Origin of the sequence: Fibrobacter sp. UWEL, assembly GCF_900142535.1 — a bacterium.
In the GTDB taxonomy this organism is placed as follows: domain Bacteria; phylum Fibrobacterota; class Fibrobacteria; order Fibrobacterales; family Fibrobacteraceae; genus Fibrobacter.
On record NZ_FRBE01000011.1, the window covers coordinates 112,882 to 125,275 of the forward strand.

The window sequence follows — 12,394 nt, forward strand, 5'->3', positions numbered from 1 at the left end:
AAAATGCGGTGAATATTTTGTATATTTACCGCATGCGTCAACCTGTAAAGTACATCTATCAATATGAAAGCTGGCCGAATTTTACCTGGGATCAAACTAAGATCCAGGTGTTACTTGGCAATGTAAGGTACTTGCAGGGGAAACTTCTGGGGCAGTTGAGTGCTGTAGGCTTTTCTCAGCAGGAAGATTCTTTGATTAGAACTTTGACGGAGAACGTAGTTCGTTCCTCTGAAATTGAAGGCGTGTTATTGAACTATGAGCAAGTGCATTCTTCGATCGCGCGTCAGCTTGGGCTTGAATTTGCAGGCATGGTGAATTCAAGTCGCGATATTGATGGGGTGGTTGCCATGTTGTTGGATGCGACCCAGAACTACCAAAAGAAACTTGATGCAAAAAGGCTTTTTGGTTGGCATGCGTCTTTGTTCCCTTCGGGATATAGCGGCATTTATAAGGTTGATGTTGGCAAATATCGTAAGCATGAAATGCAAGTTGTTTCGGGTGGCGTTGGACGAGAACGAGTCCATTATGAGGCTCCCTTGCCGAACGTCTTGAAAAAAGAAATGGATCAATTCCTGAAATGGCTTAATGACGACGACAATATGGATTTGACTTTAAAGTCTGCCGTTGCTCATTTCTGGTTTGTTGTTGTTCATCCTTTTGATGATGGAAATGGTCGTGTCGCTAGAGCAATCTCTGATTATTTGCTTGCGAAGTCTGATCGTTCGGAAAAACGCTTCTATAGCCTTTCTGCGCAAATCCTTGCGGAAAAGAAAGAATACTATCGCGTTCTTGCACTGACCCAACAAAACGATGCGGATATAACCGAATGGCTAGTCTGGTATTTGAATTGCCTAATGCACGCTTTAGAAAACAGCGAACAGTACGTAGCGAAAACTTTGGGTAAGGCTGAATTTTGGGAACGCATCAAGGATGTTGAAATCAATGAACGTCAGCGGGTAATGATTAATAAACTCCTGAACGGTTTTGATGGAAAACTGAAAACATCCAAGTGGGCGAAGTTGGCAAAATGCTCCGAGGATACGGCACTTCGTGATATCAAGGATCTTGTGGAAAAGAATATCCTGAAGCAAGAAGATGCCGGCGGCCGAAGCACTAGCTATGTGCTGGTTTAGCTTGAAGATTGGACATTTTTTTTATTCATCTGTATGTTTTTTTTAGATTTCCTATATTTGCCCTCATATTTTATCTTCTGGAAAAACTATGAGCAAATGGAACATTGGTGTTAGTAGGGATGATACCGCTGCAGTAAAGGGCATTGCCGTGATGTTGATGCTGGTCCATCATGTTTTTGCATTCCCCTATCGATTGGTAAACGGCGCTTCTTACGAACCGATGATTCCCATGAGCGATGGCACTTCTGTCATCTGGCATTTGGCCCTGCTGGGAAAAGTTTGCGTTGCCATGTTTACGGTCATGGCCGGCTTTGGCATTTATCGCGGGTTCTCCAAGCAGCTGCAGTCTTGTGGTGATGGGGATAAGACGGAAGCTTACCTTTCCTTCATTTTTCGCCGCCTGAAGAAACTCTACTTTAAAGTATGGCCTGTTTTCCTGGTGTTTATCCCCATGGGGCTGTATTTGAAATGTCCCTTCATTACGAAGGATTTGGCAAGCTGGGTAAAGAATGCTCTTCTCATTGATTCCACCTTCAATGCGGAATGGTGGTTCCTGACATCCTATTTGATTCTGGTATTGATGTCACCGATGGTGATGGCTTTCTTTAGTCGGAAGCGCAGTTCCCTCTATGCCGATATCGTGCTGATTACCATTCTTGCGGTCTTTACCGAACGTGTGCTTTTGCATGTGGTTCTGACCTGGGATAAGCTGATCTATCTGCGTGCATCCTTTATCTGGATCAAGATGAGCCCCACCTTGATTCTTTTACCCATGTTTATGCTGGGCGCCTGGATGGCTAAGTACGAGATCATGGAACGAATCATGGCAAGGTTTGAGGGGAAGAATGTCGCCCGCGTCTTGACTGGCTTTGTCTTTATCTTGCTTCCCCTGATTTTGAGAGATGGCTGGGTGCAGTCTAATGTCTGGGGTTTTGACCAGTTTGATGCTCTTTATGGTGCGTCTCTTTGCTTGGGAATCGTGATGGTGACGTGCCGACAGAATGTCCTCAAGAAACCCCTGCTAGTGATTGGAAATCAATCCACAGGCATCTGGCTGATTCACAGCTTCTTCTGCTTCTATTATTTCCAGCAGTTCTCCTACGCTCCGAAAAAATCCGTGCTGGTGTTCCTGCTGGTGCTGGGGATGTCTTTTGCCTGCGCCTGGATTATTGATTTCTGCGCAAGCTTTATTGTCAATAAAATCAAGGGTGCAAAGAAGGCTGCTTAAGCCTGCTTTTCTGCCTTCATTTCTTTCTTGTTCTGGTACATGGCTTCGTCGGCTCGCTTGAGCATGGCGTTGATGGAGTCGTTTATGCCGCGATAGACGGTGAAGCCTGCTGCAAGAGAAATCTTTTCCCAGGCGGATTGTCCTGTAATTTCGGACTTGGCCATATTGAGCTGAAGCAGGTTCATCAAGTTGCCGCGATTGATGTAATCGTTTCCTTGAAGAACGACTGCAAATTCATCACCGCCAATGCGGAATACGGGACTATGGGCAAATGTCTGACAGATAATCTGACATGCGTTTTTCAGAAGCTTGTTGCCGTTGCCGTGGCCGTAGGAGTCGTTAATGGATTTCAGTCCGTTAATATCCAGTAGAATGATGCCGAAATCCTGGATGTCATTTGTAATTACTTGTTGTTGTAATTCCTGGACGTGATTGTCAAAGGCTGCCTTGTTACGAACGCCGGTCAAGGCGTCCTTATATGCAATGCCCTTGACGTAGTTCAAGTATTCCTTGATATGGATTCGTGCGGCGTCAAAACTTCTGCTGAGAACGCCGATTTCATCCTTGCTGTTGGTGTCGAAGGAGACGTCCAGATTTCCGGTGGTCATCTGGTTTGCTGCTTCGGTTAGCTTAAGGAGGGGGCGCGTAATCGTACGTGCAAAGTAAATGGAAATCAAGATAAAGAGAAGGATAATCACTGCGGCGATGGATACAATTTGTAAGGTCAACTCGGTACGTTCCTCGTTGAATTCCTCCCTGGGAACTACCAGGACCAGCTTCATGCCGTTTCGAAGATCGTTGCGGATGACTTTAAGATTGGGAGTTTCTTCCAGCTTGGCGCCCATCTTTAAAGTGGGGTGGTAGGTCACGTTGCCGTTCTTGTCTTCTAGGAATGCGTAACCGGTTTTGAATAGCTTAATCTTTGAAATCTGGGTGGTGAGGAATCGGAAGTCAATGTCCATACCGACAACGCCAATTTCCTTGCCGAATTTGAACAGGGGCATCACATAGGAAATCATGTAAATGTCGATGTTTCTGTTTTCGTATGGATTCATCCAAATAGGTGCGCCACTTTGGACGGGAATGTAGTACCAGCCTACATGTTCGATGTCGGTGGATTCGTATTTGGAAAAGTCAGTAGGAATCTGTTTTTGGATATCGCTAGTCTTACTGGTTTTAGCCATGAAGATGCCGGAGGTTGGCGGAGTGAACTGCGGGTTGTATCGCATGTACACTGCAACGGCGCTGGATACATTTCGAATGGTTGCGTGAATGAAGTTTAAGTTTTCCTGAGTATGGCTTTCTCGGGTGCTGTCCTTCGAGAGATCGTCGAAATTGTCTAGGCTTTCGAGAGCTACATAGCTAAATGTCTTTACGTATTGCTCGATATTCTCTAGGGTAGAGGATATCTTGAGGGCTTCCTTTTCGCCGATAAGGGCTAGGCGTTCCTCTGCGTCCTTGCCGATACGGTCATTGGCGCAATAATACCCGATTCCCCCCACCAGAAGGGAGCAGAACAGGATGGCAGAGATGATGAGCTTAAGGATTTTACTCTGGATGCTTGTTTTCATAGCCATAATTATAAGAAAAATGCGGATGACGTTGTTATGGATGGTGAAAAAACGCGATTTTGGGGCTGCTATCGGTATGTTTTCTTATCAGTTATAGTTTCTGGCTATAGAAGTGGGTGGTTTTGAAAGAAAATTTCGCTTTTTCCTACAAAACCTATTGGAATAGTGGGAAAATAGTTCTAACTTATACCTCGTCAGGTTGAGAAGCCTACAAAACTTGTAGGGAACTGAAGCTGACGAACAGTACGGAGATAAACACAATGGATTTCAATTTCTTCTTTAGTGACTACCGGCGATGTTGGGCCGGGGACCGAATGCGAGGCTAACGCAAAATACCAAAGCCCGAGCGAAACGCTCAAAAACAAATAACAAATAGATCCTTCGACTCCGCTTCGCTACGCTCAGGATGACAAGCGGGTAAGGAAAACAAAATGACCTGACGGTCACTTCAAAAAAGGAATTTTAAACATGTCTCAGAATCTTCACTTTGAAACTCTTCAGCTCCACGTTGGCCAGGAAACCGCAGACCCCGCAACCGATTCTCGCGCAGTTCCTATTTACGCAACCACCTCTTATGTGTTCCACAACTCTCAGCATGCTGCAGACCGCTTCGGCCTCCGCGACGCTGGTAACATCTACGGTCGTTTGACCAACTCCACCCAGGGCGTTTTCGAACAGCGTATCGCTGCCCTGGAAGGTGGTTCCGCAGCTCTGGCCGTTGCAAGTGGCGCCGCTGCAATTACCTACGCCATTGAAGCTATCGCTCAGGCTGGTGATCACGTTGTAGCTCAGAAGACCATTTACGGTGGCTCCTACAACCTCCTGAAGCACACTCTTCGCCCCTTCGGTGTTGAAACTACTTTCGTAGACACTCACAATCTGGCCGAAGTTGAAGCTGCCATCAAGGAAAATACCAAGATTCTTTATCTGGAAACTCTGGGCAACCCCAATTCCGACGTTTCCGATATCGACGCTTTGATCGAACTTGCTCACAAGCATGGCTTGGCTGTCATTGTTGATAACACCTTCGGTACTCCGTACCTGTTCCGCCCCTTCGAACATGGTGCAGACGTGGTTGTTCATTCCGCTACTAAGTTCATCGGTGGCCACGGTACTACTCTGGGCGGCATCATTATCGAATCCGGCAAGACCAACTGGAAGTCCGGCAAGTTCCCCACCATCGCTAACCCGAACGTTAGCTATCATGGCGTAAGCTTCGCCGATGCAGTTCCGGGTGCAGCATTCGTAACTTACATCCGCGCAATTCTCCTCCGTGACCAGGGCGCTGCAATTTCTCCGTTCGCTGCTTGGGCATTGATCCAGGGTACTGAAACTCTGTCCCTCCGTATCGAACGCCACATCGAAAATACTAACAAGGTTGTGGAATTCCTCTCCAAGCACCCCAAGGTTGCTTCCGTGAGCCACCCCAGCCTCCCGACCCATCCGGACCACGCAAACTTCAAGAAGTACTTCCCCAAGGGCGGCGCCTCCATCTTTACCTTTGAAATCAAGGGCGGTCAGGCAGAAGCTTGGAAGTTCATCGACAACCTGAAGATCTTCAGCCTGCTGGCAAACGTTGCTGACGTGAAGAGCCTGGTGATTCATCCGTATACCACCACTCATTCCGAACTGAATGAAGAAGAATTCAAGGAACAGAATATCACTCCGTCCACCATCCGCCTCTCCATCGGTACTGAACACATCGATGACATCATCGCGGATTTGGAACAGGCTCTGGCACAAGTTTAATTAAACGGATCAAAAAACAAATTTTAAAATAAAGGATTTCAAAAATGTCTAAGATTTATACCTCTGCAGATCAGCTCATCGGTCACACCCCGCTCCTGGAACTCACTCACATCGAAGCCGCAAACAACCTCGGTGCAAAGGTTCTCGCAAAGCTTGAATACTTCAACCCCGCTGGCTCCGTGAAGGACCGTATCGCTAAGGGTATCCTTGACGATGCTGAACAGTCCGGCAAGCTGAAGCCCGGTGCAGTAATCATCGAACCCACCTCCGGTAACACCGGTATCGGTCTTGCTTCTGTTGCTGCTGCTCGCGGCTACCGCATCATCATCGTGATGCCCGAAACCATGAGCGTTGAACGTCGCCAGATCATCAAGGCTTACGGTGCTGAACTCGTTCTTACCGAAGGTGCAAAGGGCATGAAGGGCGCTATCGCTCGTGCAAACGAACTTGCTGCCGAAATCCCCAACAGCTTCATTCCTGGCCAGTTCGTGAACCCGGCTAACCCGGCAACTCACCGCGCTACTACCGGTCCGGAAATCTGGGAAGACACCGATGGTAAGGTTGATATCTTCGTGGCTGGTGTTGGTACTGGTGGTACCGTTTCCGGCGTGGGTCAGTATCTGAAGTCCAAGAACCCCAACGTGAAGGTTGTTGCCGTTGAACCTGCTTCTTCTCCGGTTCTCTCCAAGGGTACTGCTGGCGCTCATAAGATCCAGGGTATTGGTGCAGGCTTTGTTCCTGACACTCTCGATACTAAGGTTTATGACGAAATCATCGCCGTCGAAAACGAAGCTGCTTTCGAATCTGGTCGCGAAATCGGCCACAAGGAAGGCGTGCTGGTAGGTATCTCTTCCGGTGCTGCTCTCTGGGCTGCTAAGGAATTGGCAAAGCGTCCGGAAAACAAGGGCAAGACCATCGTGGCTCTTCTCCCGGATACCGGCGATCGCTACCTGTCTACTGCACTGTTCGCTGAATAATTTAAGGTCGTAAGGACCCGCTCTTACCACAAGTTGGTTAATGTCGAGTGAAAAACGCTGGAAAGCATCATTAGCTTTCTGGCGTTTTTTTAATATTTAGACATAGTTTAAACATATCACGAGATGGTTTCTATGTCTAAAATTTATACCTCTGTCGACCAGCTGATTGGCCATACTCCTCTCCTGGAACTTTGCAACATCGAAAAGAAGAACAATCTGGACGCAAAAATCCTGGCGAAGCTGGAATACTTGAACCCCGCAGGATCCATCAAGGATCGCGTGGCAAAGAAGATGATGGACGAGGCGGAAAAGTCCGGCAAGTTGACCAAGGATTCTGTGATCATCGAGCCTACTTCTGGTAATACTGGCATTGGCCTTGCCGCAGTGGCTGCTGCCCGCGGTTATCGCGTGATTATTGTGATGCCTGATTCCATGAGCAGGGAACGTTGCATCTTGATGACTGCCTACGGTGCTGAACTTGTGTTGAGCGAAGGCGCCAAGGGCATGGCCGGCTGCATTGAAAAGGCTGAAGAACTTTTGCGGACCATTCCCAACAGCTTTATTGCAGGCCAGTTCGTAAACCCTGCAAATCCCGCTGCCCATGTGGAATCCACCGGCCCAGAAATTTGGGAAGATACCGATGGTAACGTGGACATCTTTGTGGCGGGTGTCGGCACCGGCGGCACCATTACGGGAACTGGCGAATATTTGAAGTCCAAGAATCCCAATGTGAAGATTGTAGCTGTGGAACCTGCTACTTCTCCGCTGCTCTCCAAGGGCGTTGCAGGCCCCCATAAGCTTCAGGGCATTGGTGCAAATTTTGTTCCCGAAATTCTGAACACCAAGATCCTTGACGAAATCATTGCGGTGGAAGCTGACCCTGCATATGAATGCGCTCGAGAGATTGGAAAGACCGAAGGCGTGCTGGTGGGCATTTCTGCTGGCGCCGCTCTCTGGGCTGCCAAGGAATTGGCAAAGCGCCCCGAAAACAAGGGCAAGAACATTGTGGTGATCCTGCCTGATACTGGCGACCGCTATTTGTCTACGGAACTGTTCGCAGAGTAATGGTTCGGCAAGCTCACCAACCTTGGTTCGGCCCTTCGGCTCCGCTCAGGGACCTTGTTAAAAACGCTAGGATGCACAAGGCTTCCTAGCGTTTTTTTTTGCTTCGTTTTTTTACAAGTGGTTACTTGCAAAACTTGTTGTAGAATTCATCGATTTCGATGGGCTTGGAGTAGTAATAGCCTTGCAAACTGGTGACGGCCAGTTCACGCAACTTATCTCGCATACCTTCTGTTTCAATACCTTCGGCGCAAACTTCTGCAGAGAAGGATTTGGCCAGGTCACTGATGAATCGTACGGTATTGCAATCCTTCTCGTCGTTTTCAACGTTCATGACGTAGCCGCGGTCGATTTTCACGGTGTTCACGGGTAAGTCACGGAGAATTCCCAGAGAAGAGAAGCCTGTACCGAAATCGTCCAGGGCAACGCGGATGCCTTGATCCCGAAGCGTTTCGAAAATTTTCTTCAGATGACTGATGTTCAGCAGGCGGCAGCGTTCAGTGATTTCCAGGCAGAGGTTCTTGGCGGGGAATTGCGTTTCTTTCAGGATGTCGATTACATCCTGGGAGAAATTGCCCTTTTCAAGCTGTGCGTAGGACAGGTTCACGTTGATTACGAAGTCGGGATTCTTGTCGAGAATCTTCTTGCAATCAATGAGGGACTGCTTTAGAATCCACTTGCCCAATTCCGGGAAGAGGCTATCCTGTTCCAATACGGGAATGAAGGACATGGGAGGAACTACTCCGTATTCCTCGTGACGCCAGCGGATCAAAGCTTCGGCGCCTTTCAACTTTTCGGTCTTGGTGTCCACTACCGGCTGGTAGCAGAGATAGAATCCCTTGCAGTTGTCGATGATACAATTGCGGATGAAGTTGATTCTCTTCAGGTTGTCCTTCTGTTCGTCATTGAGGGCATCCTGGAAGAGGAACAGATCTCCATGGCGGGTATTCTTGGATTCTGCAAAGGCGAACTTCAGGCAGGAATAAACCGTGTCCGCATTTACAGAGAAGTCGTTGATGCTAACCGCACCTGCACAAAGTGAAAGGGCGATGCGGTCGGATGCAACATAGAAGTTCTGTGCCACGAGATCCTGCACGTCACGATAGATGGCGTTTAGATCCTCGATGGAACTGTTTTCGGAAATGACTGCGAACTTGGTTCCGTCCATACGGTAGGTGATGCCCATACCGCGGAACGCCTGCTGGAGAATGGAACCAAACTTGCGGAGAATTCTGTTACCAAAAGCGTAGTTGTAGATGTCATTTGCTCTGGAGAAATCTTCCAGACCAATCATGATGATACTGATTTCCTGCTTCTTCCATAGGCTGCTCTTGATGTCTTCCAGGAATCCGTACAGACTGCGAAGATTCGTGATGGAATCAGTGTAATTCAGGCAGTCGTGATTCTTGATAATTCCACAGAAGTAGGCGGGGGTTCCGTCGTTATCGGGAAGAATGACGCCGCTGCAGGTGCAAAGGACGTACTTTCCATCTTTTGCCTTGGCTCGATATTGGATATTGTGGCTCTTTTCGCGTCCTTCGAAAAGGTCTGCAATATTAGCTTCAAAATCCTCCCGATCGTCGGGGCTGATGTGGTCAATCCAGATGCTGGCTGCATTTTCCATATACTCGCCGGGGAGACCGAAGTAGTCAACTGCGGCCTTGGACCATCTAGAGAAATCGTTCTTGACGTCACATACATAGACGTATGCGCCATCAGCGGCGATGGAGTATGCTTCAAAAAGAGCGTCGAGTTTTTGCGTATTCATTTTGTGCCTCCATTACCCAATATAAACCTGGTTTTTACCATTGTTCTTCGCTTCGTATAGAGCGCTGTCTACTCGTACGCTGACCATATCGGCGCTTTCGCCACGAAGGGCTTCTACAACGCCGATACTGATGGTTTTGCGGCGAGCCATTGGGAACATAATTGCTGCAAATGTGGTACGGATTTCGTTGGCGATTTCGGCTGCTTTTTCGCAGTCAACGTCAGGAAGGACCACCATAAATTCTTCACCACCCCATCTTCCACAGGATGCTTCGGGGTTGTGCTTTTGGACTACTTCCTTAATGACCTTTGTCAAACCGAGAATGACGTTGTCACCTTCTTTGTGACCGTAGGTATCGTTGACCATCTTGAAATTATCAATGTCCATCATAATGAGGGATACTTTCTTGTTGGCTTCATTAAACTGTTTAAGTGCACTGATAATTCTACGCTGGGTTTCTGCGCGGTTATAAAGGGTGGTAAGGCTGTCTTCAATGGCCATCTTCGCCAGCTTCTGGTTGGCTTCCGCTAGTTCTGCGGTGGCGGCGTCAATGAAGGTGGCTAGGCGGTTAATCATGGATACCTTACCAGAGAAAGTCTCGGAAGACATCTTGAATTGGGAGGTCTCTTCAATAGCTCCTTCACGCATGGCTGCTATGACCAGAGTGACATTGTGCTGGATCAATTCGTTTTCGCAACGGAGAAATTCTCCGGAGGTGTAGAAACCGGAAGTGGGAGCAATGCTCTGGAAGGGCTCTGTTTCTTTACTAATCTCGTCGTTGCCCCAGAAAGTTCTACGGGCGGCGCAGGAAAACACCTTTAGAATTTCAGGCTGGAATTTGGCAATTTCGCGCCCGCCTTCCTCAATGCAGTTCAGGATGGTCCATGGATCTCCATAGGCAATTCTTGCGTAGACATCTTGTTCAATATTAGACGTCATGGTGAGAGAGCCGTCGTCATTACTTGCAATAGGAGCTCTCAGAATATTGATTCCATGATGTTTATAGAAGAACGGAAATTCTAGAGTATTGTAGAAGAAATGCTCATTATTAGGAATATTCAGGTATTTATAGTAAGCGTCATAGGCCGGTTTTCCATCCAGCTCCTGCAAGATGCTTCCATTTGCCTTGGTCACATGGAATTCTCGTCCTAGAGGCTTCCATCCGGTAATATGTGTGGTATGGACGATAAGATCGTCACCGCCGGTAAGTAGGAAGATAACGCCCTTTTCTGAATATCCCTTGGCCTTTGAAAAAACACAGGCATTGTCATTATTGATGTCTATGTTGAAGGCTCCGCCGCCAAAAATTTGAATATCGGGATTGATATCGTTGCAAGCTTCGCAGAAAGGGGTCATGGACATCCCGCGAAGGGTTGCCAAAAGTTCAATCGCCTTGACCCAGGGGCGCTTTTCCAGTTCCTTTTTAAGGTTTTCCACAACATCGATAGCGGAATCCTCGGTGAGGGTATACTGCAATAGGTGCGCTTGAGTGGAGGGGTATTCGCAGACCGTGCATACTACCACGAAGGGTGAATCGGAAAGTCTGCCTTCGGTAATGGTACCATTGGTGGAACAGCCTAGATAGAGGGCATCCGGCATCTCGCTTTCAATAATTTCGCTGGCTAACTCAATTTGCTCGCGATCTGTGTTTTCTGCGTAGATACTGAAAACCACGGAGGATGTCACCTTGGACATTCTCCACTGTTTGATTTTGTCGAGCTCCTTTTTGAGCTTGCCGACACCGGAAAATTCGAATTGAAATTGCTTCACCTTATGGAACTAGATTTTATTATGAGCTAATTTCCAGGGGAGGTGGAATGTATATATTCCAACTTGGATGAATAAACGGGTATTTTAACGGAAAAGGGAAAAAAAGTCGCACCTTTTGGGTGCGACAGTTCCGAAAAAAGCAGACTACCTTACTATATAGAAGGCTTTTTCCTTGTGCTTGAGCCGGAATGCATCACGAGCCTCCTGGGGAGATGTTGCGTTCACGGTTCCCATCAGTTTACCCTGCATATTGTAAATCTTGTAGGCTCCCATATGAGCAGTATTTAAATGGGAAAGTATTACTTTAATGTGTAAGTGCCCGGATGTGACATTTGAGTTTGCATTTCAAATAAGCGATTGTCATTTTTTCTATCATTTTAACCGTACTTATTAACATTGCTTTCACAACACGAAAGTAATACTTCACCAGAAGAAGATTGCTTACCTGGGCATTACCGGTATGAGCGATGGCACTTGCCCCTACAACGGTAATGAAAGCAAGAAGAGAGGCGGTTTCTTCTGCGCATCTCTCCATGCAGAAAACAACGGCTGCGATATGCCTGCTGGCCCCAATGCCATTACCAAGACAAATGCGGGTAGTAAAACCCATGTGGAATACAATTTCAAGAACTGCGACGCTGGTTATCCGGTTAAGTACATTACCTTCGACGGCGGCCATATTGCGGCTCCCACCGATGGCCAAACTTCTGATGACGGCCTGAAAACCTGGGCACCTGCTGCCATGTGGGATTTCTTTAGCCAGTTCTAAAAACGAATTCTCACACCAAAACACCAACAAAGGATCCTGAGGAATTTTTCTCGGGATTCTTTTTGTAATACTAGCACTGTATTCGTGCATTAGTGCGTTATAAGAAAAATCTATAGAACGTGCTAGAAATTAAGTATTGGACAAAGGGTATAAATTTCGTTTATATTTGGCGCCATCTAAGAAATGACTCTTAGTTGAATTTCTGTCTTTAATGACAGCGTGGTGGTTTTCTTAAACCCTGCGAACACATGAAAAGGAAAGACAAATGACTCGGCGATTTCTAATCGCTAACGCATAATGTTGAACTTTTTCAAAAGATACTCATTTGGTGTTAGGTAGTCAAGCCTTTTTCTTGGTCTATTGTTCA

At 47.3% G+C, this 12,394-nt stretch carries 9 protein-coding genes; 6 read left to right on the top strand and 3 right to left on the bottom strand.

Annotation, left to right across the window (positions count from 1 at the left end):
- Positions 1 to 32 precede the first annotated feature (32 nt).
- Positions 33 to 1,133: a Fic family protein gene (locus tag BUB59_RS08780; protein ID WP_073228674.1), complete on the top strand. Its 1,101-nt coding sequence runs from the start codon at positions 33 to 35 to the stop codon at positions 1,131 to 1,133.
- Between the two features lie 88 nt (positions 1,134 to 1,221).
- Positions 1,222 to 2,361 carry an acyltransferase family protein gene (locus BUB59_RS08785; protein ID WP_073228677.1) on the top strand — a complete coding sequence of 380 codons (1,140 nt, stop codon included), beginning with the start codon at positions 1,222 to 1,224 and terminating at the stop codon, positions 2,359 to 2,361.
- On the opposite strand, the gene BUB59_RS08790 is transcribed toward BUB59_RS08785, so the two are convergent.
- Complete coding sequence (locus BUB59_RS08790) at positions 2,358 to 3,932, bottom strand: diguanylate cyclase domain-containing protein (RefSeq protein WP_234980008.1); 1,575 nt, start codon at positions 3,930 to 3,932, stop codon at positions 2,358 to 2,360. The genes BUB59_RS08785 and BUB59_RS08790 overlap by 4 nt on opposite strands.
- Positions 3,933 to 4,400: 468 nt before the next feature.
- On the opposite strand from BUB59_RS08790, the gene BUB59_RS08795 reads away from it, so the two are divergent.
- From BUB59_RS08795 to cysK (BUB59_RS08805), 3 genes are all read left to right on the top strand, one after another.
- Positions 4,401 to 5,681, top strand: coding sequence for an O-acetylhomoserine aminocarboxypropyltransferase/cysteine synthase family protein (locus BUB59_RS08795; protein WP_073228682.1), 1,281 nt, complete (start codon positions 4,401 to 4,403; stop codon positions 5,679 to 5,681).
- A 44-nt stretch (positions 5,682 to 5,725) separates the two neighbouring features.
- Entirely contained in the window at positions 5,726 to 6,658 is a 933-nt protein-coding gene (gene cysK, locus BUB59_RS08800) for a cysteine synthase A (protein WP_073228684.1), read from the top strand.
- A 132-nt stretch (positions 6,659 to 6,790) separates the two neighbouring features.
- Positions 6,791 to 7,723: a cysteine synthase A gene (gene cysK, locus BUB59_RS08805; RefSeq protein ID WP_073228688.1), complete on the top strand. Its 933-nt coding sequence runs from the start codon at positions 6,791 to 6,793 to the stop codon at positions 7,721 to 7,723.
- Between the two features lie 121 nt (positions 7,724 to 7,844).
- Here the strand turns inward: cysK (BUB59_RS08805) and BUB59_RS08810 are convergent, their stop codons facing one another.
- Positions 7,845 to 9,488, bottom strand: a complete 1,644-nt coding sequence (locus tag BUB59_RS08810; RefSeq protein WP_073228692.1) for a bifunctional diguanylate cyclase/phosphodiesterase — start codon at positions 9,486 to 9,488, stop codon at positions 7,845 to 7,847.
- A 12-nt stretch (positions 9,489 to 9,500) separates the two neighbouring features.
- Complete coding sequence (locus tag BUB59_RS08815; RefSeq protein ID WP_200778822.1) at positions 9,501 to 11,183, bottom strand: sensor domain-containing diguanylate cyclase; 1,683 nt, start codon at positions 11,181 to 11,183, stop codon at positions 9,501 to 9,503.
- A 535-nt stretch (positions 11,184 to 11,718) separates the two neighbouring features.
- Between BUB59_RS08815 and BUB59_RS08820 the strand changes: the two genes are divergently transcribed.
- Positions 11,719 to 12,027: an alpha/beta hydrolase family protein gene (locus BUB59_RS08820; RefSeq protein WP_073228697.1), complete on the top strand. Its 309-nt coding sequence runs from the start codon at positions 11,719 to 11,721 to the stop codon at positions 12,025 to 12,027.
- Positions 12,028 to 12,394 lie beyond the last annotated feature (367 nt).

Bases quoted from the DNA above. Each gene is read 5' to 3' on its own strand.
- BUB59_RS08795 (WP_073228682.1), top strand. From the start codon at position 4,401: ATGTCTCAGAATCTTCACTTTGAAACTCTTCAGCTCCACGTTGGCCAG.
- BUB59_RS08780 (WP_073228674.1), top strand. From the start codon at position 33: ATGCGTCAACCTGTAAAGTACATCTATCAATATGAAAGCTGGCCGAAT.
- BUB59_RS08820 (WP_073228697.1), top strand. From the start codon at position 11,719: ATGAGCGATGGCACTTGCCCCTACAACGGTAATGAAAGCAAGAAGAGA.
- BUB59_RS08785 (WP_073228677.1), top strand. From the start codon at position 1,222: ATGAGCAAATGGAACATTGGTGTTAGTAGGGATGATACCGCTGCAGTA.
- BUB59_RS08810 (WP_073228692.1), bottom strand. From the start codon at position 9,488: ATGAATACGCAAAAACTCGACGCTCTTTTTGAAGCATACTCCATCGCC.
- cysK (WP_073228684.1), top strand. From the start codon at position 5,726: ATGTCTAAGATTTATACCTCTGCAGATCAGCTCATCGGTCACACCCCG.
- BUB59_RS08815 (WP_200778822.1), bottom strand. From the start codon at position 11,183: ATGTCCAAGGTGACATCCTCCGTGGTTTTCAGTATCTACGCAGAAAAC.
- BUB59_RS08790 (WP_234980008.1), bottom strand. From the start codon at position 3,932: ATGAAAACAAGCATCCAGAGTAAAATCCTTAAGCTCATCATCTCTGCC.
- cysK (WP_073228688.1), top strand. From the start codon at position 6,791: ATGTCTAAAATTTATACCTCTGTCGACCAGCTGATTGGCCATACTCCT.